Source organism: Oerskovia sp. PE-21s (assembly GCF_056158145.1).
The window spans coordinates 74,239-99,176 of sequence record NZ_JBUXJM010000006.1 but is presented as its reverse complement, the minus strand read 5'-3'; the positions used below and the strand labels follow the sequence as shown (position 1 = coordinate 99,176).

Genomic DNA, 24,938 nt, shown 5'->3' with positions numbered 1-24,938 from the left:
GAGGCCCGACGGCGCCGCTCACCCCGGGGCGCATGCCGCCCCCGGCGCGGAGCGGCCGTGGGCGACCTCACACCGGTTGCTGACGCCGGGACACGTTAAGATGGTCCGTCTGTCCGACTTCGTAGTTGGGGCGGTCGAACGGTCTGCGGCATCTCGCGACACGTCTCGATCCGGGCTGGAAACCCCACGATCCCCGCTGCGTCCCCGAAGGTCGGTCATGCCCGTCTCCTCTCCCTCCACCTCTGCGCCCTCGGCCCAGGTGATCCCTCCCTCCGCCGAGCCCCACGGCTCCGCACCGGTCGAGCCGGACGCGCCGGTCGCGACCGGCCCCCGTCGCTGGTGGATCCTCGTCATCCTCGCGCTCACGCAGCTCCTGGTCGTGCTCGACGGCACGATCGTCAACATCGCCCTCCCGCAGGCCCAGCTCGAGCTGGGCCTGACCGACACCGAGCGCCAGTGGGTCGTCACGGCCTATGCGCTCGCGTTCGGCGCGCTCCTGCTCCTCGGCGGGCGCATCGCCGACTACTGGGGACGCAAGCGCACCTACCTGCTCGGGATGGTCGGGTTCGGGGTCGCGTCCCTGCTCGCGGGCCTCGCGCGCAACGGCACCGAGCTCGTCGCGATGCGCGGCCTGCAGGGCGTGTTCGCGGCACTGCTCGCGCCGGCCGCGCTCGCGCTGCTCACGGTCTCGTTCCCGCGCGGCAAGGAGCGGAACACGGCCTTCGCGGTCTTCGGGTCGGTCGCGGGGGTGGGCGCCGCCGTCGGGCTGGTGCTGGGTGGTGCCCTGACCGAGTTCGCCGACTGGCGCTGGTGCCTGTGGGTCAACGTGCCCGTCGTGGTGGTCGCGCTGGTCGCCGGCCAGGTGCTGATCCGTGAGAGCAAGGCGGAGGGGGACAACCGGTACGACGTCCTGGGGACGGTCGTCGTGGTGCTCGGCCTCGGCTCGCTCGTCTACGGGTTCACCCTCGCCGAGCACAGCTGGGCCGCGCCCGAGACGATCGCGTGCCTCGCAGCGGGTGTCGTCCTCCTCGCGCTGTTCGTGTGGATCGAGTCGCGCGTCGCGCAGCCGCTGCTGCCGCTGCGGGTCCTGACGAACAAGGTCCGCGCGGGCGCGTTCGCGCTGCAGGCGATCTTCGGCGCGCTCATGATCGGTGCGCTCCTGTACCTCGCGCTCCACCTGCAGATCGTCATGGGCCTCTCGCCCCTGCAGGCCGGCATGGGCACGCTGCCCATGACGATCATGACGCTCGTCCTGGCGCCCGTGGTCACCCAGCTCCTCGCGCGGTTCGGTCCCCGCCCCCTCATGATCGGTGGGCCGCTGGTCGCCGCCGCGGCGCTCGCCTACCTGAGCCGGATCACGGTGGACGGGTCGTACGCGGTCGAGGTCCTGCCGGCTCTCCTCGTGCTGGGCGCGGGAATGGCCCTGGTGCTGGTGCCGCTGCAGAACGTCGCGCTCGCGGGGGTCGAGCCGCACGACGCGGGGGCCGCGAGCGCGACCGTCAACGCCTCGATGCAGATCGGCGGCTCGATCGGGCTGTCGGTCTTCACCACGCTCTACGCCGGCGCGGTCGCCGGGGCCGTCGTCACGGACGAGGCGTCACGGCTCGCGGCGTTCGTCGACGGCTACTCGGCGGCGTTCGTCGCGACCGCGGTCACGATGGTCGTGGGTGCCGTCCTCGCGGCCGTGCTGATCCGCGGTCCCAAGGAGCGCCTCCTGCCGCAGGGCGACCAGGTCGCGGTCCACCTGGGCTGAGCCGCCGTCCCGACGGCGTCGCTCGCCCTCGCGGGCCGCGTCAGCCCGCGAGGAGCGCCCGGATGTCCCGCTCGGCCTGACCGGGCGACGCCGTGCGGCAGCCCTTGTCGACCCAGCCCTGGATCAGGCGTGGCTCGTCGCGCAGCAGCCCCCAGCCGCGGCGCAGCAGCGTCAGGGGCGGCTTGCGCGACTCCCCGAGGTCGCGCAGCAGCCGGAACCAGAACGTCATGAGCCGCGGCCTGCGCAGGCAGATCGCGTCGGCCAGGATGCCCTCGGCACGGCAGGCCGCGACGAGCTCGGCCGCGAAGATCCCCTCCGCGATCACGAGGCGCGACCCGGACACGTCCAGATGCGTCGTGCCCGTGCGGCGCGACGTGGGGATGTCGTACACCGGGACGTCCGAGTGGCCCGTCGTGACGAGCGCGAGCAGCGCGTCCATGGCGCTCGCCGAGTCCCAGCTCCCGGGGGAGTCCCAGTCGACGATCCCGAAACGCTGCGGCATCCCGGGGTGGTCGACGTCGTGGTAGAAGTCGTCGAGCTCGACGACCGGCAGGCCCAGGCGCCGGGTGAGCGACGTCTTGCCCGAGCCCGACGGCCCCGTCAGCAGGACGATCCGACGGGGTGGGACACGCGTGCCCTCGGGCAGGTCGAAGAGGCCGTTCGTCACCCGACCATTCTCCCAGCCCGCGGACGCACCTCGTGCGCGGCGCCGTCGGGCCGCTGCTTGGTGTCAGGACGAGCGTGGCTCCGAGGCCACGCTCGTCCTGACGCGACGCCTGAGAGCCACATCGGAGGGCTGCGGGAACCACGTACGTAGCGAACTGTGCGGGCGCCCCTGATGTGGGCGCCGCGACGCGCGGCCTAGCGTGACGGCACACGATGCCGCGGCAACGGTGCCGCAGCCGTGCTGGGGAGGCGGTCGATCATGCAACGAAGCAGACGGTCCGTGAGGCGGTGGCTCGCAGGAGTCGCCGCGACGGCAGTGGTGGCGGTACCGCTCGTCGCGCAGGTACCCGTGGCGTCCGCGGCCGAGGCGTGCGCGCCCGCGTGGTCGGCGTCGTCGGCGTACACGGGCGGGAGCGTCGCGTCGTACAGCGGGTCCAACTACAAGGCGTCCTGGTGGACCCAGGGCGAGACGCCCGGCACGCAGCAGTGGGGCGCGTGGAAGGTCGTCGGGCCCTGCGGGACGGACCCGACCGGCACGACCGGTGGGACCACGGGCACGACCGGCGGCACGACCGGTGGGACGACCGGCACGACCGGCGGCACGACCGGCACGACCGGTGGGACGACCGGAGGCGACCCGACCGGCGCCGACCCCGGCACCCCCATCTCCACGAACCCGCAGGAGAAGTGCCGCCCCGACGGGCTCGCCGTCAACAAGACCGTCGACGTGCCCTACTGCGACGTGTACGACGAGGCCGGGCGCGAGAAGCTGCCCAACGGTCTCGACCGCCGCGTGATCGGGTACTTCACGTCGTGGCGGACCGGCAAGGAGGGGACGCCGTCGTACCTGGCGAGCGACATCCCGTGGACCAAGCTGTCGCACATCAACTACGCGTTCGCGCACGTCGGACCGGACTCGAAGATCTCGGTGAACGCCGAGTCGGCGACGAGCGAGGCGACGGGCCTGACGTTCATGGGGGCCGAGAACGCGCTCGACCCGACCGTCCCCTACAAAGGCCACTTCAACCAGCTCACCAAGTTCAAGAAGCAGCACCCGGGCGTCCGCACGCTCGTGTCGGTCGGCGGCTGGGCCGAGACCGGCGGCTACTTCGGGGCCGACGGGAACCGCGTCGCCTCGGGGGGCTTCTACACCCTCGACACGCAGGCCGAGTACGACGCGTTCGCGGCGTCCGCGGTCGCGATGGTGCGGACCTACGGGTTCGACGGTATCGACATCGACTACGAGTACCCGACCTCGAACGTCAAGGCCGGGAACCCGGACGACTTCCAGATCGCCGACGCGCGGCGCGGCCAGCTCTGGAAGAACTACGAGCAGCTCATGAAGACCACGCGCGAGGCCCTCGACAAGGCCGCGGCGCAGGACGGCGAGTACTACATGCTGACCATCGCGGCACCCGCGTCCGGGTGGCTGCTGCGCGGCATGGAGGTCTTCCAGATCATGCCGTACCTCGACTACGTCAACGTGATGTCCTACGACCTGCACGGGACGTGGAACGACTTCGTGGGCGGCAACGGCGCCCTGTACGACGACGGCAAGGACGGCGAGCTCGCGGCCGCCGGCGTGTACGGGGCGTACGACGGGATCGGGTACCTCAACGCCGACTGGGCAGCGCACTACTTCCGCGGCGCCGTGCAGGCCGGGCGCATCAACATCGGCGTCCCGTTCTACACGCGCGGCTGGACCAACGTCCAGGGTGGGACCAACGGACTGTGGGGCAAGGCGGCGCTGCCCGACCAGACCAAGTGCCCGCCGGGCACCGGGCCCTCGCTGGGCGGCACGTCCAAGTGCGGCAACGGCGCGGGCGGGATCGACAACGTCTGGTACGACGTCGACAAGGCCGGGGCGAAGATCCCCGCGGGCGGCAACCCGATCTGGCACATGCTGAACCTGCAGAACGGGAAGGTCGGCTCGTACGCGGCGGCCTACGGCGCGCCGACCGGTCCGCTGACCGGGACCTACCAGCACAACTTCGACCCGGTCACCAAGACCGAGTGGTGGTGGAACGCGCAGACGAAGTCGTTCATCTCGGGCGACTCCAACCAGGCGATCCAGGCCAAGGCCGACTACGTGGTCGCGGGTGGCTACGGCGGCCTGATGATCTGGGAGCTGGCCGGGGACTACGGCCTGGACGCGGCGAGCGGCGAGTACGGCATGGGAGACAGCCTCGTGACGCGCATGCACTCGACGTTCTCCTCCGCGGCGCCCTACGGCGCGGCCAAGTCCAAGACCGCGACGCCGGCGCAGGCGATCGACCTCGGGGTGTCGTTCTCGGAGTTCGCGCTCGGGGACAACAACTACCCGATCAACCCCCGGGTGACGTTCTCCAACCGGTCGACGGTCGCGATCCCAGCGGGGTCGACCATCTCGTTCGACTTCGCGACGACCACCTCGGCCACGATCGGCGAGCAGAACGGCTGGGGCATCACGACGGTCGCGGGGCACTCGGGCAACAACGTGGGCGGGCTCAAGGGGGACCTGCACTCCGCGACGCTCAAGGTGCCCTCGGGCGGCATCCCGGCGGGCGGCTCGGCGTACACCAAGCTGTCGTGGCGGCTGCCCATGGCGCAGATCTCGAACGTCCGCGTGACGATCGGGACGAACACCTACGCCACGACCTACGACCACCCGCGCGGTGTGAAGGTCGTGAACCCGGTGGTCTCCGGCGGGACGACGGGCGGCACTCCCGGGGGTACCCCGGGCGGGAACACGGGCGGTGCCGGCTGCTCGGCGGCGCCGTGGGCGGCCGGGACGGCGTACAACGGCGGCGCGCAGGTCACGCACGCGGGCCACAGGTGGTCGGCCCGGTACTGGACGCAGGGCAACGCGCCCGTGGCCAGCGACTGGGGCCCGTGGAAGGACGAGGGGGCGTGCTGACCCCCTGAGGCCGGTGCCGAGGGAGAGGGACCGCGCCGGGGTGGAGGGTTGGAGCCCTCTGCCTCGGCGGCGACCCTCTACCTCGCGCACGTCGGTCGTAGGCTTCCCGGGTGACCTCCGCCGAAGACCTTGCCGCCACCGCCCTCGACTCGATCCGGTCCTGGGTGCCGCTGAGCCCCGCGCAGTCCGCGCTGCGCGAGGAGTACGTGGCGTTCGTCGAGGAGGGCCGGGGGGACGTGATCTTCCGCGGTGGCGCCGAGCACCTGACGGGGAGCTGCTTCGTGCTGACCCCGGACCTGCTGCACGTGCTGCTGTGCTTCCACCGCAAGGGCCAGTTCTGGGTCCAGGTCGGCGGTCACGTCGAGCCGCGCGACGAGAGCCTGGCGGCAGCGGCTTTCCGCGAGGCCCGCGAGGAGAGCGGCATCGTCGGGCTGGAGCCCTTCGAGCCCGGCGGCGCGCCCGTGGACCTGCACCGGCACGCGCTGTCCTCCCGCTTCGGCACGTGTCTGGTCCACTGGGACGTGGGCTATGTCGCGTTCGCGGACCTCGAGGCGCTGCCCGTGGTCAGCGACGAGAGCGAGGCCGTCGCGTGGTTCCGTGTCGACCGGCTCCCGCCCGACACGCCCGAGGACTTCCCCGTGCGGCTCCGGACGGTCCTCGAGGAGATGACGCACCGCCGTCGGGCCTCGGACTGACGGGTGCCCACGGTCATGTGTACGCTTGTACACATGACCTTCCCGGACCCCTCCGACCAGCGCACCATGCGCGAGCGCATGCTCGCGGGCGACCTCTACCTCGCCGACGACCCGCAGATCGCGGCCGACTCGGAGCGTGCCATGTCGCTCAGCCACCGCCTCAACACCCTGGACCCCCACGACGGCACGGCTCGCCGCGAGGTGCTGACCGAGCTGCTCGGCGCGTTCGGCGAGGGCAGCGACATCCGCCCCCCGTTCCGCTGCGACCTCGGCTACCGGACCACGGTCGGCGCGCGCGTCTTCGTGAACTTCAACCTCGTGTGCCTCGACGTCGCGCCCGTGACGATCGGTGACGACGTGCTGATCGGCCCCAACGTCCAGCTCCTGACGCCCACGCACCCCGTCGAGCCCGGCCCGCGCCGGGACAAGTGGGAGGCCGCGCAGCCCATCACGATCGGCGACAACGTGTGGCTCGGCGGCGGTGTGACAGTGTGCCCGGGCGTGACGATCGGCGAGAACACGGTCGTGGGCGCCGGGTCCGTCGTCACGCGCGACCTGCCCGCGAACGTCGTGGCCGTGGGCAACCCGGCCCGCGTGCTGCGTCACATCGACGAGTGACCGCGGTGCGCCGCGTCGACCCCGACCGCAAGGACCGGATCGTCGACGCGGCCCTCGATGTCATCGCCGAGCACGGCGTCGCGGGCGCGACTCACCGGGTGATCGCCGCCGCGGCCGACGTCCCGCTCGGGTCCATGACGTACCACTTCGAGAACCTCGACGACGTGCTGCGGCTCGCGTTCGAGCGGCACGCGGCCCAGGCCGCGGCGCGCTTCGAGGCGGCGATGGACGCGGTCCCCGAGGGCGGCGACCCGGTCGAGGCTCTCGTCGCGCTGGTCTGCGACGAGTCGGGCAGCTACCAGCGGGACCTGCTGGTCGCGCTCGAGCTCTACGTGCTCGCGGCCCGCAAGCCCGCCTTCCGCACGGTCACGCAGCGGTGGATGGCCGCGAGCCAGGCCGCGCTGCGGCGGCACGTGGACGCGGACGTCGTGCCCGAGCTCGACGCCCTCATCGAGGGGCTCGTGCTGCACGCGGCCTTGTCGACGGGCCCGCTCGACGCCCCGCTCGACCCCGAGCGCGTACGCCGCGCGGTGCGACGCCAGGTGGGCTGAGCGCATGCTCGGCACCGAGGGTGGGGTGAGGGGCTCAGCCCCAGAGGATCACGTGCAGCGTCCGCGGGCCGTGGACCCCCTCGACGCGCGACAGCTCGATGTCGCTCGTCGCGCTCGGCCCCGAGATCCACGTCTGCGGGCGCGTGGGGTGCGCGGCGAGGATCGTCACGGCCTCGGGCAGCGTGTGCACGACGTCGCCGGTCCGCACGACGCACACGTGCAGGTCCGGGACGAGCGTGATCGCGCGGCGCCCCTGGTCGTCCTCGCCGTCCAGGACGATCGTCCCGGTGTCCGCGACGGCCAGCCGCGACGCGGTGAGGACCCCGTCGACCTGGTCGAGCTCGGCGGCGGTCCGCCGGTCCTCCCGCGAGTCGTGCACGACGGCGGTCGTGGCCCCGAGCGCGCTCGTCCAGGGCGCGGGCACCCCTGGGGGCACGACGACGGAGCGCGCGTCGGCGAGCAGCTCGCCCACGGTGCGGGCCAGGTCGGTCTCGGTCGCTGCCCGGTGCACGATCGCGCGGTAGTCGACGAGCCGGTCGACCAGGATCTCGACCGCCTCGGGCGACCCGGGGGAGTGCTCGCCCGTCGTCCGGTACTCGCGCGAGACCGGTGCCTGTGCGGCCACGGCGTCCCCGAGGTGCGCGCCGTCGGTGATGACGGCCGCGCGCGCGCGGGCCAGGATGTCGTCGCGCGCGCTCATCGGGCGTCTCCGGTCGTGTCGGGGGAGACGGGAGGGACCGGCTCGTGCGGAGCGTGGTCGGTGGCCCACCACTCGCGGAAGCTCTGCTTGGGCAGGACCGGCAGGTCGCGCGCGTCGGTCCACCTCGACCCCGGGAACGGCAGCGACGAGATGCGGCCAGAGCTGCCGCCCAGGACCCGGGTCACGCCGCCGGCCTTCTCGGCGAGCTCGAACCGGCCGGGCTTGGCCATGACGAACGACGCGGCCTTCATGGCCGCTCCCCAGGCCGTGGGGCGGCCCCGGTCCTGGTCGACCTCACGTGCCCGCAGGTGCACGAGCAGCGACGGGATGTCGATCTTCACGGGGCACACGTCGTAGCACGCGCCGCACAGCGTCGAGGCGTACGGCAGCGAGTTGTTGGGGTCGGACTTCCCCGTCGACCCCGTGAGCTGGGGCGTGAGGACCGCGCCGATGGGGCCCGGATAGACCGAGCCGTACGCGTGCCCGCCCACGCGCTCGTACACCGGGCACACGTTGAGGCAGGCCGAGCAGCGGATGCAGTGCAGGGCCGCGCGGCCCACGTCGTCGGCCAGAGCCTTGGTGCGCCCGTTGTCGAGCAGGACCAGGTGGAACTCCTGCGGTCCGTCGCCCGGCGTGACGCCCGTCCACAGGGACGTGTACGGGTTCATGCGCTCGCCGGTCGAGGACCTGGGCAGGAGCGCCATGAAGACCTCGAGGTCCTGGTAGGTGGGGATGAGCTTCTCGATGCCCATGACGGTGATGAGGGTCTCGGGGAGCGTGAGGCACATGCGCCCGTTGCCCTCGGACTCGACGACCGCGAGCGTGCCCGTGTCCGCGACCGCGAAGTTCGCGCCGCTGATCGCGACCTTCGCGGAGAGGAACTTGCGGCGCAGGTGCGCACGGGCGGCCATGGCGAGCTCGCGCGGGGCGTCGGTCAGGTCGGGCGGGGCGTCGCCCATGCGTTCGAGGAAGATCTCGCGGATCTCGGAGCGGTTGCGGTGGATCGCCGGCACGAGGATGTGCGAGGGCATGTCGTCGGCGAGCTGCACGATGAGCTCTGCGAGGTCGGTCTCGAACGCCGCGATGCCCTCCTCGGCGAGCGCCTCGTTGAGCCCGATCTCCTGCGTGACCATGGACTTGACCTTGACGACCTCGGTCTCGCCCGTGGCCTTGACCAGCTCTGTCACGATGCGGTTGGCCTCGGCGGCGTCGCGGGCCCAGTGCACGACGCCGCCGCGCGCGGTTACGTTGCGCTCGAGCTCTTCGAGGAGGTGCGGGAGGTCGCTCATGACGTGGGCCTTGATGGTCGAGCCCGCGTCGCGCAGCGCCTCCCAGTCGGGTACCTCGCCGACGACGGCCGCGCGCTTGGCCCGGATGGTCGAGGTCGCGTGGGCCAGGTTGCGGCGCAGCTGCGTGTTCCCCAGCGCTTGCTTGGCGGCCTCGGGGAACGTCTCGCCCCAGCGCAGCGGAGCGTCGGGGTGCGGCACGTCGTCGGCCCAGCCGGGGCTCGCGGTGGTGCCGGGCGAGCCGTGGTGCGTGCCGCCTTCGGGCAGGGTCCTCGCGCCGCGACGGGTGGGGAATCCCAGGAAGGTGCTCATCGTGCGGCCTCCTCGTCGTCGGAGCGGGCGTGGGCCGGTTCGGCCACGAGCGTCGGCGCGTCCTGCGTCGAGGCCAGGATCTCCGCGAGGTGCATGGTGCGCACCCCGGAGCGCAGCTTCGAGAGCCCGCCGCCGATGTGCATGAGGCACGAGTAGTCGCCCGCCGTGACGACCTCGGCGCCCGTCGACTTCACGTTCGACATCTTGTCGCTGAGCATCGCGGTCGAGGTCTCGGAGTTCTTGAGCGCGAACGTCCCGCCGAACCCGCAGCAGCTCTCGGCGCCGGGGAGCTCGACGAGGTCGATCCCGCCGACGGCGCGCAGGAGCTGGAGCGGCTTGTCGCCCACGCGGATCATGCGTAGCGAGTGGCACGTGGGGTGGTAGGTGACGCGGTGCGGGAAGTGCGCGCCGACGTCGGTCACCCCGAGCACGTCGACGAGCAGCTCGGACAGCTCGTAGGTCTTGGCGGCCAGGGCCTCGGCGGTCGCGCCGAGCTTCTCCTGGCCCGCGCGCCGGCACACCATGGCCTGCTGGTGGCGGATCGAGCCGGTGCACGAGCCCGACGGCACGACGATCGCGTCCCACTCGCCGTCGAGCGCGGGCGCGAACGCCTCGACGTGGTTCCTGATGACGGGCACGGCCTCGTCGAAGTAGCCCGTGTTGACGTGCATCTGCCCGCAGCACGTCTGCTGCTCGGGGAAGAACACCTCGTGGCCGAGGCGTTCGAGGAGCTGGACGGTGGCCCGAGGGGCCTGGGGGAACATCGCGTCGGCGATGCAGGTGGCGGCGAGGGCGATACGCACTGGGTACTCCAGCCGGGCAGGGGGCGGTGGGATTCAGTCTGGTCCCGGCGGGCGGCGAGTGCCCGTCGGAGGTGCCGTGCGGCCGTCCCGTCCTCCGCTCGACGATGAGCGGGCTGAGGTCTGACCACATGATGTCCGAGCCACTGTAGACCATCGCGTCGCTGTGGTCGGACCACATGGGCGCGGTGCGAGCGGGGCGTCCGGGGCGCACAGACGCGTGTCGTATCATGCCGATCGCCGGCCCGCCGTGGGCTGAGTCGTCGAGCCCGGCATCCTCGGGCGCGCGCTCTTCTCGTCGCTGGAGGTTCACTTCGTCATGCCTGTCCCTGACCGCGATCACCCTCGTTCCCGGAGGCTCGCCGTCGGCGCAGTCGCAGCACTGACCGCACTCGTCGCCGCGACCGCAGGGCTCGTGGTGACCGCACCGGTCGCCACCGCGACAGCCACTCCCACCACCACCGCCAGACCCGCCGACGGCGGGCTCGTGGCGACCGCACAGGACGCCGCGGCCGACGCTCCGTCGTCCCCCGTGGGCACGTTCCGTGCCCCCGTGTGCCCCGGTGCCACGGACCGCGACCCGAGGCGCTCCGGGCCCGACTACTACACCGACCTCACCCTCGTCTCCGGCGAGCGGCTCGAGGCGTACAACGCGGGCAGGCTCGTCCCGCTCTACGACGTCGACGGGACGGCCGACGCCGCCTCGCACCCCCCGCTGTGCGCCGTCCGCTACGACGCCGCGATCGACGGTCCGGTCTCCGAGTGGTCGTTCTGCACCGACGCCCTGCTGAACACGTGCAACAACCTGCTGCCAGGTGGTGTGCTCGCGGAAGGGGACGTCCCCGTCCCGTTCCCCACCCTGGTCAGACCGCAGCGTCTCAACCAGCAGCAGCTCGCCGCCGTCGACACGATGATCCGCGACGGCTACACGTCCCCGCTGGGCCTCACCGGCCGGGCCGACGGGACGGTACCGGAGCGGCTCGCGCTCCAGTCCATGATCTGGTGCGTCACCGACGGGATCAACTGCGACCTGTTCGGACTGGACCACGACGAGATCGCCCGGCTCGCGAGCATGATCCGCGAGTGGGGCGACGTGACCGCGACGAACCCGACCGTCCGGCTCGGGCAGGAGATCTCGTGGGAGCTCAGGACCACTGTCTTCGACAGCCCCATCACCATCACCTCGGACGTGCCCGTCCGGGTGTGCGAGGAGTCCGCCGGGCACGCGGAGCTCGCGAGCGACGGCACGCTCGTCGTCCGCGACGCCCCCACCTACCCTGCGGAGGTCAGGCTGTGCACCGATGCCGTCGCAGACGAAGGAGTCGTCGCGCTGACGGCGCGCGGCGGCGGGGACGGCACGTCCTACCACCAGAGCGACGTCACGAGCACTCCCCTCGGAGAGGCCTGCCAGATCTACGCGACGTGGGAGCCGGCGCCGTTCCAGGACAGCGAGACGGTCACGGTCTCGTCTGAGCCGTCGGGTCCGCCGACCGACCTGCCGACCGACCCGCCGACCGACCTGCCGACCGCCGTCGCACCGGACGACGGGTCGAGCTCGGGCTCGTCGCCGGGTGCCTCGACGTCCGGTACGACGACGGAGGGCACGACGACGGAGCGCACGCCCTCCACCGCGTCGGCACCCGCGCCCACCGACGAGGCCCGGGAGGCGCAGAAGTCCGACGGGCTCGCCGCGACGGGAACCGCGCTCGGCCCGGTGGTCGGCGTGGCGGCCCTGCTCGTCGTCGGCGGAACGGTGGCCCTGATCCTGCGGCGCGGGCGTCCTGACGCCACCTGACCCGACGACGGCACCCGGCACTACGCTGACCTCGTGCGCACCCACGAGATCGTCCTCGCCCGGATCGAGGCGGACCTGACCGCCGGCCGCTGGGGCCTCGGCGAACGCCTCCCGGCCGAGCGTGCGCTCGCCGAGGAGCTCGGCGTCTCGCGCCCCTCGGTCCGCGAGGCGCTGCGCGTCCTGGAGGCCATGGGCATCGTCCGCACCGCGGTCGGTTCAGGGCCCGACGCCGGAGCCACCGTCATCGACCGGCCCGCCGCAGGCCTGGGGGCGGCCGTGCGACTGCACGTCGCGTCCGGGACCCTCGTGGTCCGGGACGTCGTGGAGACCCGGGTGCTGCTGGAGACCTGGGCGGTCGGCCAGGCCGCCGCGAAGGCCGCGGGCGCCGGGCTCGCGGAGGCCGTCGCGCTGCTCGACGCCATGGACGACCCCTCGCTCGACGCGGCCCGCTTCCGCGAGCTCGACGCGGCGTTCCACGTGGAACTCGTCCGGCTCGCGGGCAACACGCTCGTCGAGGCCGTCATGACCGGGCTCCGAGGGGCCATCGAGTCCTACGTCGCTGCCGGGACCGAACGGTTGGAGGACTGGCCCCGCACCGCGGTGCGGCTGCGCGCCGAGCACCGCGCGATCCTCGACGCGGTCGCGAACGGTGACGCCGCGGGCGCGGTCGTGGCCGTGCGCGAGCACATCGAGGGCTTCTACCGCGAGGCGGGGCTGTGAGTCGGACCCCGGGGCGCGCGAGGTAGGGGGCAGCCCCCTACCTCGGCGTACGTCCCCCGCGAAGCGCGGGCCCGGGCGGCCACGTCGTAGTGTTCCTCTGGGCCCACCGGTCCGCCGCCCACCCCCCGGAGGACTCCGCATGACCATCGACCACCTGGACGTCCTCGCCGCGGCGCAGCGCATCGCGGGGCAGGTGCGGCCCGTCGCGCTGGCCCCCACGGACCCGGGTGCTCTCGGTGCCGCGACGGGCGTGTTCGCGCTCGAGCTCATGCAGCACACGGGCTCGTTCAAGGCGCGCGGTGCCCTGAACTTCGTGGGTGCCCACCTCGACGCAGGCACGCTGCCCGACGCCGGGATCGTGATCGCGTCGGGCGGCAACGCGGGCATGGCGAACGCGTGGGCGGCGAGGGCGCACGGGGTCCGGGCGACCGTGTTCGTGCCCGAGACCGCGCCGCCGGTCAAGGTCGCGCGCCTGCGCACCCTCGGCGCCGAGGTCCACCAGGTCGGGTCCGAGTACGCCGAGGCCCTCGACGCCGCGCAGTCCTTCGCGGACGAGACCGGGGCCCTGGCGTCGCACGCCTACGACAACCCCTTGATCGCGGCGGGCGCGGGCACGCTCCTGCAGGAGATCGTCGCGGTCCGCCCCGACGTCAGCACGGTCGTCGTCGCGGTCGGCGGCGGCGGGCTGTTCAGCGGCGTGGCCGCCGCGGCCCGTCCGCACGGGATCAGGGTCGTGGCGGTCGAGCCGCACGGTGCGCAGGCCCTGCGCGCCGCGCTCGACGCGGGTCGCGTGGTGGACGTCCCCGTCGCGTCGGTCGCCGCCGACTCGCTCGGCGCCCGCCGCACCTCCGAGATGGCGCTGTCGCTCGCGCAGCACGCGGACGTGCGCTCGGTCCTGGTGTCCGACGACGCGATCGTCGCCGCGCGCCGGCACCTGTGGGACGAGCGGCGGCTCGTCGTCGAGCACGGGGCCGCGGCGGCGCTCGCGGCGCTCGAGTCGCGCACGTACGTGCCCGACCCCGGCGAGCGCGTCGCCGTCGTGCTGTGCGGGGCGAACACGGACCCTGCGGACCTGGCGCGCTGAGCGACACCGGCGCCCGGCCGGCGCGAGGTCAGTCCGTGGCCCTGGCGGCCGACGGCAGCGCGTCGTCGGCCCACGTCTCCGGGGTGCCGACGCGCCAGAGCGGGCGTGCCGCTGCGATGACGGCGACCGTGGCGACGAGCAGCCCCGCGAGCGCCACGAGCGCGGTCCCGATCCCGAACCGGTCGAGCAACCCGGCACCGACGAGCGGGATCAGGGGTCCGGCGGCGAGCCCGGTCAGTCCCATGATCGAGGCGAGGCGTCCTTGCATCTCGAGCGGGGTGATCGCCGCTGCGTAGCCGGCGAGGCCCGCGTTGACGGCCGGGACCAGGAGGACGGCGAGCGGCAGCACGGCCACGTAGGCGGGGTACGTCTGGAGGGCGGCCATGAGAGTCGCGCCGAGGGCGAGGGCGGCCAGTGCGGCGACCGTGAGCGCCCCGGCCCGGACGCGCGCGACGAGCCGCGGTGCGAGCACGGCCCCGACGAGGATGCCCGCACCTACGGCGAGGTCGATGATCCCGATGAGGACGGGGGCGACCCCGGTCCGGACGAGCTCGAGGTTGATCCCGACGAGCAGCCCGCCGAACGCGACGTTGATGACGACGAAGAGGCCCAGGAGCGTCCGGAAGAGCGGGACCGACCAGACGAAGCGCAGGCCCTGGCGCAGCGCCTCGACGGGTCGGGTCGTGCGGGCCTCCGCGGTGTCGCCGTTGAGGGGCTCGCGCACGGCCCACGTGCATGCCGCGGTCGCGGCCGACCCGATCGCCGCGGCGACGAGCGGGACCGCGTGCCCGACGGCGAAGAGCAGACCGCCGACGGGGCCTGCGAGCAGGCTCGCGACGGCGTCTCGCCCCTGGGACGCGGCGAGCGCGGTCGGGAGCTGGGGGGTCGGGACGACGGAGCGGAAGGCTCCGCTCGTCGCGGGGTCGACGAAGGCTCCCACGACCGAGGCGCCGAACAGCACCAGCGCGAGGTGCCAGGCGGTGAGCGATCCGAGCGCTGCTGCGACGCCCACGGTCGCCCAGAGGGCGGCGCCCACGGTGCTCGCGGCGACGATGAGCCGACGCCGGTCGACGCGGTCCGCGACGACGCCGGCCGGCAGCGTCGCGAGCAGGGCCCCGACCTGGCCGACCGCTGCGACGGCTCCGGCCTGGAGGACCGACCCGGTCAGCGAGTAGGCGACGAGCGGGACGGCGAACAGTGCGAGGCCGGCGCCGAGCGACTCGGTCGTCAGCCCGGACATCAGGAGCATGTACGACCGGTTGCGCAGGAGGGGTGGAGCGGGGGAGGGGGCGTCGCCGGGCGCCTCGGGCGAGACGGGGGCTGCGGGTGAGGCGGGGAGCAGGACCGGGTCCGGGGCCGCAGTGTCCGTCGAGGCGCGGGGAGGTGGCGGCGTGCTCTGGGTGGTCGACATGCGACACACCGTAGTCTCGCAACAACTGATGCGCAATGATGATTGCGCAAGTGGTCGTGCGGACGGCGACGGCGTTGCTAGCCTCGGGGGATGCGCGAGACCTTCCACGTCCAGGACCCCACGGCGCTCCGGGCCGTCGCGCACCCCATGCGGCAGCGGATCCTCACCGAGCTCGCGGCCCTCGGGCACGCCCGGGCCGCGGACCTCGCACAGGCGATCGGAGAGCCCGCGAACTCCATCAGCTTTCACCTGCGGGTGCTGGCCAAGGCGGGCATGATCGCCGAGGCACCCGAGCACGCGCGCGACCGGCGCGACCGCGTGTGGACGAACGTCGCCGAGAGGTACGTCGTCGACCCAGGGTCGCCCGAGACGGTCCGGGAGGTCGTCCGCCCGGCACTGGTGTGGGCCGAGCGCCTGTTCGTCGAGGCGAACGACGAGAAGGCCCGGCTGGACGACCGGTTGCTCGCGATCAACGCGCTCGTCCTCACGCCAGGGCTGGCTGCGGAGATGACGCAGGACCTGGCGGACCTGCTCGAACGCTGGGCCGACCGCGCGCTCACCGAGGCCAAGGAGTCACCGGACCCGGCGCGGCGCGCCTACCAGGTGCTTGCGGTGCTGGCTCCCCACGGGCAGGACAGGAGCGACGACACGCACTGAGGTGCCGTCACGTCGTTGCACGAGGACGCCCGACGGCGGAGCGCACCCGGGTACGTGGGGGCGCTCCGCCGTCGGGCGTCGAGGGCTCTGCGGGCATCTACGGCGCTGCGGCCGTCGCGCCCGGCGCGTCAGCCGAAGATCTCGTCCTCGAGCAGCACCACGTCGTCGAGGCGGTTGCGCACCGACGTCACGCGCCAGCGGTCCGGGAACAGTGCCAGGTACTCGCCGTCCTCGCGCTGGAGCACCTCGACCCCCGGCTGCTCGTTGAGCTTCGCGACCCAGTCCTTCGTGGTGCGCAGCGCCATCGAGTAGCCCAGGCGGTCGAGCGTCACGGGCGCGTTGAACTCGGTCGCCATACGGTGCTCGGCGACCTCGAACTGCATGGGCCCGACCACGGCCAGGACGGGCGCCTGGTCACCGCGCAGGTCCGAGCGCAGGACCTGGACGACGCCCTCGGCGCCGAGCTGCATGACGCCGCGCTGGAACTGCTTGTAGCGCGAGACGTCCTTGGCGCGCATGACCGCGAAGTGCTCGGGCGCGAACGTCGGCAGGGGCGGGAACTCGACCTTCTTGTCCAGGTACAGCGTGTCGCCCACGCGCAGGCCCGCCGCGTTGACGAGGCCCACGACGTCGCCCGGGTAGGCCGTGTCGACGATCGTGCGCTCGCGCCCGAAGACCTGCTGGGCGTACTTGGTCGCGAACGGCTTGCCCGTGCGGGCCGAGCTCACGACCATGCCGCGCTCGAACACGCCCGAGCAGATGCGCGCGAACGCGAGGCGGTCGCGGTGCGCGGTGTCCATGCCGGCCTGCATCTTGAAGACGAACGCGCTGAAGGGTGCCTCCACGGGACGTGTGTCCTCGTTCACGGTGACGCGCGGCGAGGGGGAGGGGGCGACGTCGACCAGGACGTCGAGCAGCGCGTGGACACCGAAGTTCTGCACGGCCGAGCCGAACAGCACCGGCGTGGTCTGGCCGGCCAGGAACGACTCCTGGTCGTGGTCGCCGTTGGTGTCGGCGAGCAGCTCGGCCTCCTCGACGGCGGTCGTCCAGGCGTCGCCCTCGCGTGTCAGGGCCGCGTCCGGGTCCATGACCTCCTCGGGCGCGATGGTGGTGCCGCCGGCCGTGCGGGTGTAGTGCACGTACTGACCGGTCCGGCGGTCCAGGACACCGCGGAAGTCGCCGCCGACGCCCACGGGCCACGTGAGCGGGGTCGGGACCAGGCCCGTGCGCTCCTGGATCTCGTCCATGAGCTCGAGCGCGTCCTTGCCCGGACGGTCCCACTTGTTGATGACGGTGATGAGGGGGATGCCGCGGTGCTTGCAGACCGCGAAGAGCTTCATGGTCTGGACCTCGAGCCCCTTGGCCGCGTCGACGAGCATCACGGCCGCGTCGACCGCGGACAGCACGCGGTATGTGTCCTCGGAGAAGTCGGCGTGGCCCGGGGTGTCGACCAGGTTGATCATGGCGTCCCGGTAGGTGAACTGCAGCGCGGCCGACGTGATCGAGATCCCGCGGTCCTGCTCCATGTCCATCCAGTCGGACACCGTGCGCTTGCCCGCCTTGCCGTCCGCGCGTCCCGCCTCGCGGATCGCGTTGGCGTGCAGCGCGAGCGCCTCGGTGAGCGTCGACTTGCCCGCGTCCGGGTGGCTGATGACCGCGAACGAGCGGCGGCGCGAGGCCTCCGCGAGGACGGTCGCCCGCTCCTTCGCGGGGCTCGCCGGGGAGGCGGCCGCGGGAGCGGTGGTGCTGGAGGTCGTGGTGGGCTGGTCCGCTGAGGGCACTGGAACGTCCTGTGGCTTCCTGCAGTTTCCTGCGCGATCGAGGTCGAGGGGGTGGGGCGCATCCGCGCGGGACGCAGCACCCAGCTCTCCATTCTCCCGCGAGATCGAGGTCGCGCTGACCACGTGCCGAGAGCCCCGGTCGACTGGCCGCGGCGGGGGCCGGGTCGCTCCGCTGCGGGGCCCGCTCACTCCGGCGCGGGGCCGCCCCGGCTGAGCCGGATCTCCTCCAGGTCGAGCCGCGCCTGGACCTGGCGCAGGACGGTGTCGTCGATCGCGCGCTGGTCGCGCAGCCGCACGACCGTGTCGCGCTTGCGGGCCAGGAGCGCGAGCCGCAGCTCGGTGTACTCGTCGTCGAGGCGCACCGCGGGGTCCGGCTCGCCGCCCTCGTCGCCCTCCGCGTCCCGGGCGCGCAGCAGCGTCAGGTGCTCCTCGTACTCACCGCGCAGGCGGTCGACGACCGACGGGTCGGTGCCGAGCGCCGCCGCGACGTCGGGCAACGCGTCGAGGGCCTCCTGCGCAGCCGTCTCGTCGGCGAGCCGGCGCTCGCGGGCGACCCCGTCGTCGTCGGGCAGGCGGGCCCACCGGATCGTGGGTGCCAGCAGGAGCCCCTGGACCACGAGCGTCGTCGCGACCACGCCGCACGTGATGAACACGATGAGGTCCCGGTCGGGGAACGGAGCCCCCGAGCTCAGGGTCGTCGGTACGGCGAGCGCCGCGGCGAGCGAGACCGCGCCCCGGAACCCCGCGACGGTGCTGACCGCGCGCGCCCGGTTCGTGACGCGCCGCCCACGTTGGGAGGGTCGCCGGTCGACGAGCCGGATCGTGTACGCCGAGAGCACGAGGAAGCCGAACCGCACCACGAGGATGACCGCGCACACGACCGCGACCCCGACGACCGCCGTCACGAGGTCCTCCGAGACCAGGTTGCGCACCGCGGACTGCGCCTCGAGCCCCACGAGCACGAACAGCGACGCGTTGATGAGGTACGTCGAGACCGACCAGAACGCGACGGTCTGCTGCCGGGTCACCGCGCGCCCGATCCGCGGCCCGACCTGGCTCATGACCAGCCCGCACACCACCACGGCCAGCACCCCGGACGCCTCGATCAGCTCGGCGAGCAGGTACGCCGTGAACGGGATGAGCAGGACCACGACGTTGCCCAGCAGCGGGTCGTCGATGCGGCGCCTCACCTGGACGGCGAGCCACGCGACGAGCAGACCCACCGCGATGCCGCCGCCGTACGCGAGCACGAACAGCCAGGTCACGTGCCCGGCGCTGAGCGTCTCCTCGCCCACGGTCACGCCCACCGCGACGCCGTAGAGCACGAGCGCGGTGCCGTCGTTGACGAGGCTCTCGGCCCGCAGGACCGTGACCGTGCGTCGGGGCAGCGCTCGCGCGAGGACCCCGACGGCGGTCGCGTCGGTCGGTGCGACCGCCGCCCCGAGCACCCACGCGGGTCCCCAGGGCACGCCCAGCGCATGGGCCGCCGCGGCGACCGCGGCAGCCGTCACGACCACGAGCAGCGTGCTCGTCAGCACGATCCCGCGCAGCGTCGCCCGGATCTCCCGCAGCGAGATGGTGATGGCCTCCCAGTAGAGGAGCACCGGGAGGAACACCAGCAGCATGAGCTCGGGCGGCAGGTGCACCTGCCGCAGCGCCGGGACGAACCCGAGCGCGATCCCCGCGACGAGCAGCAGGATCGGGTCCGCGACCCGGGTGCGGCGCGCGAGGATGCCGCACACGACGATGACGACGCCGAGGACGACGACGAGCTCGAGCCCGATCACGGCCTCCTCCTCTCGGCTCCGTCGGCAGTCCGGCGTCCCGGCCGCCGGTACCCCGTGCTACTTCGCCGTCGGGACCGGGTGCCCCTCCGAGGCCTGCACGACGACGATGCCGCGCCCCGTGAGACCGAGCTGGTACGCCTCGCCCGACCCGCGGCCGATCGCGGCCGAGAGCTTCGCGGTCTTGCGGATCGTGGACGTGAGAGAGCTCGACCACAGGACCGCGGCCTGCATGTCGACGTACGTGGGCTCGTCGACGTCGAGGACCACGGGTGTCCCGTACGCCGTCACGGCGAGCGAACCCGTCCCCGTGAACGTCGTGTTGAAGAGGCCGCCGCTCATCATGGACGCGCCCTCGACACGGTTGATGTCCCAGGTCAGGGTGCTCTCGAACGCGAGGACGTTCGACCCGTTGACCGTGACGGCCTCGTCCTCCAGGTGCAGGACGAACACCTGGTCCGCGTCCTGCGCGAGGAAGACGTCGCCGCTGCCCGAGACCTTCATGAGGGACATGCCCTCGCCCGTGAAGGCCTTCTTGAACATCTTGGCGACGCCGCCCGAGCCCTCGTACGCGAAGTCGACGTCACCCTGGTAGGCGACCATCGAGCCCTGACGGGCGTAGAAGAACCCGCCCGTGCCCGCGAGGTCGACCTTGAGCATGCGGTCGTTCTGCAGCTGGAAGCTCCCCGGTTCGCCCGGCTGTTCGACGTGGTTCATGAGTGTGCTGCGCATGGCACCGATCATCCGGCAACGGGGCCACCCGTGCACGCGTCAGCGCCCGACGATCGTCGTCACGACGTCCGTCACGGCCGGTCGGCGCGGCGTGGAACCGAACCCGAACCGGACGGGCGGGTCGACGTCCCGCAGGTCCCCGAGCGGCTCGCCGACCCACTCGGTGCAGGCGCCGGTGATCTCGTGCACGTCCGTCGCGCCGTAGTGCTCGACCCGGCCGGGTCCGGCGCTCCCACGCGTCCGGACACCGCGGAGGAAGACCCGAGCGACCGGGTCGGTGAGGACCGTCGTCCGGTGGGAGGCCGCGACCCGCCGGGGCACCACGCGCAGCACGCCGCCGAGCACCGTCCGGCGCCCGACGCCGACCCACGCCTCGAGCGGCCCGGCGACCACGTGCCAGTCCTCGGACACGGCGACGGGGCACACCTCGACCCGGTCGAAGCAGTACGTCGTCGCGACGAGGTCCGCGACCTGGTGCGACGGGGCGAGAAGGACGCGCTCGCCGTCGGGCCGCTCCACCATGACGTCGGCGAACGCGCCGAACGGGGACACGTCCCACCTGCCGACGACCAGTCGGGTCCCTGACGCCGTGCCCCACCCGGCGATGCGGCCGCGGAACCGCTGGATGCTCGACATCCACCGAACCCTAGATCGCCGGAGCGACCCCGGTCGAGAAGAACGCCGTGACGACCGCCACGGCGGTCACGAGCACGAACGCCACGAACAGGGCGCGTCCCGTCCCCGGGCGCAGGGCCCACGGCCGACGGCGCACGACCAGCAGGAGGACGAGCGCCCCGAGGACGACGACCGCCGCGACCACGGCGGAGGCCGTCCGGGTGCTCTGCGCCGGGCAGGGAGGTGTCATGACGAAGGAACCGTCCGGTCCACCCCCGGCCAGGGCGCACACGACCTCGAGGTTCGCCCGCCAGGCCCGACGGCGCCACGCCCGTCCCGCGCGCGACCGGCGCGCCGCCGACACCACGGGCCTACCGGAGAGACCATGACGGGATGAGTGCTGACAGCGAGGTCGCCGGCCGGGTACGGGTCGTGACGGGCAAGGGCGCGGTCGAGGGGACGGTCGCGGACGGCGTCGAGCGGTTCCTCGGGGTGCCGTACGCGGCGCCGCCCTTCCGTGACCGTCGCTTCGCCGCGCCCCGTCCGGTCGAGCCCTGGGACGGGGTGCGGGACGCGACCCGGTACGGGGCCACGTCCCCGCAGTCCCCGTACCCGGGTGCGCTCGGCGAGCTGCTGCCGACCGTGACGATCGACGGCGAGGACGTCCTGCACGTCAACGTGTGGACCCCGGCGCAGCGGGGCACCGAGCTGCTGCCCGTCCTCGTCTGGGTGCACGGCGGGTCGCTCGCGCACGGGTCGAACGCGCTCGCGGCCTACGACGGGACGCGGTTCGCGCAGGACGGCGTCGTGTTCGTCGGGGTCAACTACCGGCTCGGCGCCGAGGGGTTCTCGGTGCTCGACGGTGCGCCGCGCAACCTGGGCCTGGCCGACCAGCTCGCGGCGCTCGCCTGGGTCCAGGACGAGGTCGCGGCGTTCGGCGGCGACCCGCGGCGCGTGACGCTCGCAGGCCAGTCGGCGGGCGGGAACACGGTCTCGGCGATCCTGGCCCACCCCTCGGCGCCGGGGCTCGTCGCGCGCGCGATCGTGCAGAGCGGACCGCTGTCCGCGCAGCCGGCTGCCCGGGCAGGGCGCATCACGCGCGCCATGGGCAAGGACCTCGCCGTCCCGACGACGCGCGAGGGGTTCGCGACCGTCCTGCCCGAGGCGCTGATCGCCTCGCAGGACCGCGTCACGGCCGGGGCGACCCCGCTCACGGGAGGACCGGGGTTCGCGTTGTGCCTCGACGACGACCTGGTGCCCTGCACTCCCGAGGACGCGCTCGTGGCGGGGGCCGGTCGCACGATCCCGCTGCTCGTCGGCGCCACGACCGAGGAGTACCGCCTCTGGTTCGTCCCCACGGGGCTGCTCGGCACGTTCAGGCGCCTGCACCTGGCGGTGGCCCGTCGCAAGGTCGGGATCTCGGCGCGGGCAGTCCGGCTGTTCCGCCGCAACCGCCCCGGGGCGCCCGTGGGGGCCGTCCTCGGGGCGCTCGCCACGGACGTCCTGCTGCGCGTCCCGCTCCAGCGGGTCGCCGACGCCCGCCGGTCCGCGGGAGCCGAGACCTACGTGTACGAGTTCGCCTGGCGCAGCCCGGTCGCGGACCTCGGAGCGGCCCACGCCGTCGAGCTGGGGTTCGTGTTCGACGCCCTGGCGTCGCCGGACTCGCGGGCGCTCGCCGGGCCCGAGGCCCCGCAGTCGCTCGCGACCTCGATGCACTCCGCCTGGGTCGCGTTCGCGACGACGGGCGACCCGGGCTGGCAGCGCTGGGACGAGACCCGCCCCGTGCGGGTCTTCGACGGCGAGGGCGACCCCGTGGTCCTCGCACCGCGCGACGAGGAGCGGGCCGCGCTCGACCGTCGGTAGACGGCGGGCGGGCCCCGGGGTCGGCCCGCGACAGAGGTCTACGCGAGGACGAGCTCCTCGCCGTCCGTCGCGTGCTCGGCCATCGCGACGCTGCGGACCGTCGGGTCGTCGTAGGTGTTCCAGTAGTACGTCGCGGTCCGCGAGGAGAAGAGCCCGGTGTAGATCGTGATCTCGAACTCGCCCGAGCCCATCGCGGCGCACCCGTCGACCATCGCGACCTGCTGCAGCGTGTGGAAGGCCCGGGAGACGTTCTCCTCCTCGGTCCCCTTGGTCCGGTAGTGGGCGTTGACGTACGCGGCACGGACGAACCGGGAGGGCGAGTAGTAGTCCCCGGGGATGCCGCGCATGTGCGAGCCCGAGCCGAACGGCGTGAGGTGCGCCCTGCCCAGCTCGGTCTCCTGGGGGAACTCGGGCGAGGTGTTGAGGTAGTTGCGCAGGTTCTCGTGGTGCCAGGCGAACCCGGGCTGGTTCGTCAGGACGTCGACGTCGTCGTCGAAGACCTGCATGCCCTCGCTCGTGTGCTCCACCACGATGGCGCGCTTCCCGTCGGCGATGATCCAGTGGAGCAGCGAGCTCGGGTACTTGTCGTTGATCGGCTTGTCGACGATCACCACGTCCGCGAGCGCTGCCTCGACCTCGTCCACGCTCGCGAACTGGGAGCTCACCCACAGGGGGAACTCGTACGCGGCGACGTTGACCGCGCCGTCGACGGGGCCGGGGGCGTAGGCCGCGTACCCCGGGAAGTTGAGCCCTGCGACGGCCAGGCCCGCGTCGTTGCCGCAGTCGAAGTAGAGCGGCGTGCTCTCCTCCACGATGCCCATGCCGATGGTCGCGTGCTTGATGCCGGACACCGCGCCGAACGGGGACCTCGGCGCGTAGCCCGTGGGCGTCAGCACCACCCGCTCACCGTAGCCGCTGGTCCAGTCGAGGTTTCGTGCGAGATAGGCGCTGCCCTGACCGTCCGAGAACCTGATGCCTGTGCACATGCCGATGCCTCTTTCGTCGTGGTTGCCACGTGAGGCGTGCGCGGTCCGCCGAACCACCGCGTCGTGCCCCCTTCCTCCCATCGTCGTGCCGGGGCGACGATCGTGCTCGGTGGGGCCGGTTCTGCTCCTCGGCTCGTCGACTGGCCGTCGACGCCGACGACTTGGTCGATCCGCCCACCCGGGGGAATGATCGACCCATGCTCACCCTCACCGGAGCCGCCGGCTCGCGCATCGTCGGGATCGGCCACCACCAGCCCGAGCGGACGCTCACCAACGACGACATCGCCCAGCTGGTCGAGACCAACGACGAGTGGATCCGGTCCCGCACGGGGATCGTGACGCGGCACGTCGCGGCCGAGGACGAGACCGTGGCCGACATGGCCACCGCGGCCGCCCGGCACGCCCTGCAGGACGCAGGCGTCGCGGCGAGCGAGGTCGACTTGGTCATCGTCGCGACGGCCACGGCACGCGACCGCTCGCCCAACACCGCGGGCCGCGTGGCGTACAACCTGCGCACGGGCGTCATGCCCGGCCAGTCCACGCCCGAGGAGGAGGACGCACCCGACCTGCGCGGCGTCGTCGGGCCTGTGATCCTGGACGTCAACGTCGCGTGCTCGGGCTTCGCGCACGCCTTGGCGCTCGCGGACCAGGCGATCCGCACGGGCTCCGCGACCACGGCCCTCGTGATCGGCGCCGAGAAGCTCACCGACTTCACCGACTGGACCGACCGGGTGACGTGCATCCTCACGGCCGACGGCGCGGGCGCGTTCGTGGTGCAGGGCACCGACACCCCGGGGATCGGACCCGTCGCGTGGGGCTCGGAGCCCGAGCTGACCCCGGCCGTGCTCATCGAGGCCCCGGACGAGAAGTTCGTGCAGGACGGGCGCGCGGTGTTCCGCTGGGCCATCACGCGCGCGGCGGACCGGGCGCGCGCCGCGGTCGAGAAGTCGGGCCTGACGCTCGACGACATCGAGGTGCTCGTCGCGCACCAGGCGAACCTGCGCATCATCGAGCCGCTCGCCAAGGCGCTGGGCCTCGAGGACAAGGTCGTCGTCACGGACATCACGGAGTCGGGCAACACGTCGGCCGCGAGCATCCCGCTGGGCCTGTCGAAGTGGTGGCACTCGGGCAAGATCCCGGCGGGCGTGCCCGCTCTGCTCATCGGCTTCGGCGGCGGCTTCGCGTGGGCCGGGCAGGTCGTGCAGACGCCCACGCGCTGATCCGCCCGCCGAG

Annotated in this window: 22 protein-coding genes; 11 read left to right on the top strand and 11 right to left on the bottom strand. The window is 73.1% G+C overall.

The window, feature by feature from the left end:
* Nucleotides 1-217: 217 nt before the first annotated feature.
* Nucleotides 218-1,753, top strand: coding sequence for an MFS transporter (locus ACZDYF_RS12970; RefSeq protein WP_475057392.1), 1,536 nt, complete (start codon nucleotides 218-220; stop codon nucleotides 1,751-1,753).
* A 40-nt stretch (nucleotides 1,754-1,793) separates the two neighbouring features.
* Here the strand turns inward: ACZDYF_RS12970 and ACZDYF_RS12965 are convergent, their stop codons facing one another.
* Nucleotides 1,794-2,420, bottom strand: coding sequence for a uridine kinase family protein (locus tag ACZDYF_RS12965; RefSeq protein WP_204807638.1), 627 nt, complete (start codon nucleotides 2,418-2,420; stop codon nucleotides 1,794-1,796).
* 258 nt (nucleotides 2,421-2,678) lie between these two features.
* Between ACZDYF_RS12965 and ACZDYF_RS12960 the strand changes: the two genes are divergently transcribed.
* The 4 genes from ACZDYF_RS12960 to ACZDYF_RS12945 all read left to right on the top strand — a co-directional run bounded on the left by ACZDYF_RS12960 (nucleotide 2,679) and on the right by ACZDYF_RS12945 (nucleotide 7,179).
* On the top strand, nucleotides 2,679-5,315 hold the full coding sequence (locus tag ACZDYF_RS12960; RefSeq protein WP_475057389.1) for a glycosyl hydrolase family 18 protein: 2,637 nt from the start codon (nucleotides 2,679-2,681) through the stop codon (nucleotides 5,313-5,315).
* A 110-nt stretch (nucleotides 5,316-5,425) separates the two neighbouring features.
* Entirely contained in the window at nucleotides 5,426-6,010 is a 585-nt protein-coding gene (locus ACZDYF_RS12955) for an NUDIX domain-containing protein (protein ID WP_475057386.1), read from the top strand.
* Between the two features lie 33 nt (nucleotides 6,011-6,043).
* Nucleotides 6,044-6,628, top strand: coding sequence for a sugar O-acetyltransferase (locus tag ACZDYF_RS12950; RefSeq protein WP_475057383.1), 585 nt, complete (start codon nucleotides 6,044-6,046; stop codon nucleotides 6,626-6,628).
* Nucleotides 6,625-7,179 carry a TetR/AcrR family transcriptional regulator gene (locus tag ACZDYF_RS12945; RefSeq protein ID WP_475057380.1) on the top strand — a complete coding sequence of 185 codons (555 nt, stop codon included), beginning with the start codon at nucleotides 6,625-6,627 and terminating at the stop codon, nucleotides 7,177-7,179. Before ACZDYF_RS12950 ends, ACZDYF_RS12945 begins: the two co-directional genes overlap by 4 nt.
* A 34-nt stretch (nucleotides 7,180-7,213) precedes the next feature.
* Here ACZDYF_RS12945 and ACZDYF_RS12940 read toward each other — a convergent pair whose 3' ends face one another.
* From ACZDYF_RS12940 to ACZDYF_RS12930, 3 genes are read right to left on the bottom strand one after another with little or no spacing between them, the layout of a single operon-like run.
* The gene (locus tag ACZDYF_RS12940; RefSeq protein WP_475057377.1) at nucleotides 7,214-7,879 is read right to left on the bottom strand and encodes a LutC/YkgG family protein; all 666 of its coding nucleotides are present in this window, start codon (nucleotides 7,877-7,879) and stop codon (nucleotides 7,214-7,216) included.
* Nucleotides 7,876-9,477: a LutB/LldF family L-lactate oxidation iron-sulfur protein gene (locus ACZDYF_RS12935; RefSeq protein WP_475057373.1), complete on the bottom strand. Its 1,602-nt coding sequence runs from the start codon at nucleotides 9,475-9,477 to the stop codon at nucleotides 7,876-7,878. The genes ACZDYF_RS12940 and ACZDYF_RS12935 overlap by 4 nt, the downstream gene beginning before the upstream one ends.
* Nucleotides 9,474-10,280 carry a (Fe-S)-binding protein gene (locus ACZDYF_RS12930; protein WP_475057370.1) on the bottom strand — a complete coding sequence of 269 codons (807 nt, stop codon included), beginning with the start codon at nucleotides 10,278-10,280 and terminating at the stop codon, nucleotides 9,474-9,476. Before ACZDYF_RS12930 ends, ACZDYF_RS12935 begins: the two co-directional genes overlap by 4 nt.
* Before the next feature lie 316 nt (nucleotides 10,281-10,596).
* Between ACZDYF_RS12930 and ACZDYF_RS12925 the strand changes: the two genes are divergently transcribed.
* The 3 genes from ACZDYF_RS12925 (at nucleotide 10,597) to ACZDYF_RS12915 (ending at nucleotide 13,876) form a co-directional block, all read left to right on the top strand.
* Nucleotides 10,597-12,072 carry a hypothetical protein gene (locus tag ACZDYF_RS12925; protein WP_475057366.1) on the top strand — a complete coding sequence of 492 codons (1,476 nt, stop codon included), beginning with the start codon at nucleotides 10,597-10,599 and terminating at the stop codon, nucleotides 12,070-12,072.
* Nucleotides 12,073-12,105: 33 nt separating this feature from the next.
* Complete coding sequence (locus ACZDYF_RS12920; protein ID WP_191791830.1) at nucleotides 12,106-12,792, top strand: FadR/GntR family transcriptional regulator; 687 nt, start codon at nucleotides 12,106-12,108, stop codon at nucleotides 12,790-12,792.
* Between the two features lie 139 nt (nucleotides 12,793-12,931).
* Nucleotides 12,932-13,876 (top strand): threonine/serine dehydratase, encoded by a 945-nt coding sequence (locus ACZDYF_RS12915; RefSeq protein ID WP_475057361.1) that lies wholly within the window; start codon nucleotides 12,932-12,934, stop codon nucleotides 13,874-13,876.
* Nucleotides 13,877-13,904: 28 nt separating this feature from the next.
* Here ACZDYF_RS12915 and ACZDYF_RS12910 read toward each other — a convergent pair whose 3' ends face one another.
* On the bottom strand, nucleotides 13,905-15,287 hold the full coding sequence (locus ACZDYF_RS12910; RefSeq protein ID WP_475057359.1) for an MFS transporter: 1,383 nt from the start codon (nucleotides 15,285-15,287) through the stop codon (nucleotides 13,905-13,907).
* Nucleotides 15,288-15,377: 90 nt separating this feature from the next.
* Here ACZDYF_RS12910 and ACZDYF_RS12905 point away from each other — a divergent pair, with 90 nt between their 5' ends.
* Nucleotides 15,378-15,944, top strand: coding sequence for an ArsR/SmtB family transcription factor (locus ACZDYF_RS12905; protein WP_191791833.1), 567 nt, complete (start codon nucleotides 15,378-15,380; stop codon nucleotides 15,942-15,944).
* Between the two features lie 128 nt (nucleotides 15,945-16,072).
* Here ACZDYF_RS12905 and ACZDYF_RS12900 read toward each other — a convergent pair whose 3' ends face one another.
* The 5 genes from ACZDYF_RS12900 to ACZDYF_RS12880 form a co-directional block, all read right to left on the bottom strand.
* Nucleotides 16,073-17,725, bottom strand: coding sequence for a peptide chain release factor 3 (locus tag ACZDYF_RS12900; protein WP_191791834.1), 1,653 nt, complete (start codon nucleotides 17,723-17,725; stop codon nucleotides 16,073-16,075).
* 185 nt (nucleotides 17,726-17,910) lie between these two features.
* Complete coding sequence (locus tag ACZDYF_RS12895; RefSeq protein WP_475057355.1) at nucleotides 17,911-19,512, bottom strand: Na+/H+ antiporter; 1,602 nt, start codon at nucleotides 19,510-19,512, stop codon at nucleotides 17,911-17,913.
* Nucleotides 19,513-19,569: 57 nt separating this feature from the next.
* Complete coding sequence (locus tag ACZDYF_RS12890) at nucleotides 19,570-20,241, bottom strand: AIM24 family protein (protein WP_191791836.1); 672 nt, start codon at nucleotides 20,239-20,241, stop codon at nucleotides 19,570-19,572.
* A 39-nt stretch (nucleotides 20,242-20,280) separates the two neighbouring features.
* A complete protein-coding gene (locus tag ACZDYF_RS12885) occupies nucleotides 20,281-20,877 on the bottom strand; it encodes a hypothetical protein (protein WP_475057352.1) in 597 nt (198 codons plus the stop codon).
* Between the two features lie 10 nt (nucleotides 20,878-20,887).
* Nucleotides 20,888-21,106, bottom strand: a complete 219-nt coding sequence (locus ACZDYF_RS12880) for a hypothetical protein (protein WP_475057348.1) — start codon at nucleotides 21,104-21,106, stop codon at nucleotides 20,888-20,890.
* Nucleotides 21,107-21,249: 143 nt separating this feature from the next.
* Here ACZDYF_RS12880 and ACZDYF_RS12875 point away from each other — a divergent pair, with 143 nt between their 5' ends.
* Nucleotides 21,250-22,719, top strand: a complete 1,470-nt coding sequence (locus ACZDYF_RS12875) for a carboxylesterase/lipase family protein (protein ID WP_475057344.1) — start codon at nucleotides 21,250-21,252, stop codon at nucleotides 22,717-22,719.
* 38 nt (nucleotides 22,720-22,757) lie between these two features.
* On the opposite strand, the gene bsh is transcribed toward ACZDYF_RS12875, so the two are convergent.
* The gene (gene bsh, locus ACZDYF_RS12870; protein WP_475057340.1) at nucleotides 22,758-23,705 is read right to left on the bottom strand and encodes a choloylglycine hydrolase; all 948 of its coding nucleotides are present in this window, start codon (nucleotides 23,703-23,705) and stop codon (nucleotides 22,758-22,760) included.
* Nucleotides 23,706-23,902: 197 nt separating this feature from the next.
* On the opposite strand from bsh, the gene ACZDYF_RS12865 reads away from it, so the two are divergent.
* Nucleotides 23,903-24,925, top strand: coding sequence for a beta-ketoacyl-ACP synthase III (locus tag ACZDYF_RS12865; protein ID WP_475057337.1), 1,023 nt, complete (start codon nucleotides 23,903-23,905; stop codon nucleotides 24,923-24,925).
* The last annotated feature ends 13 nt before the right edge of the window (nucleotides 24,926-24,938 follow it).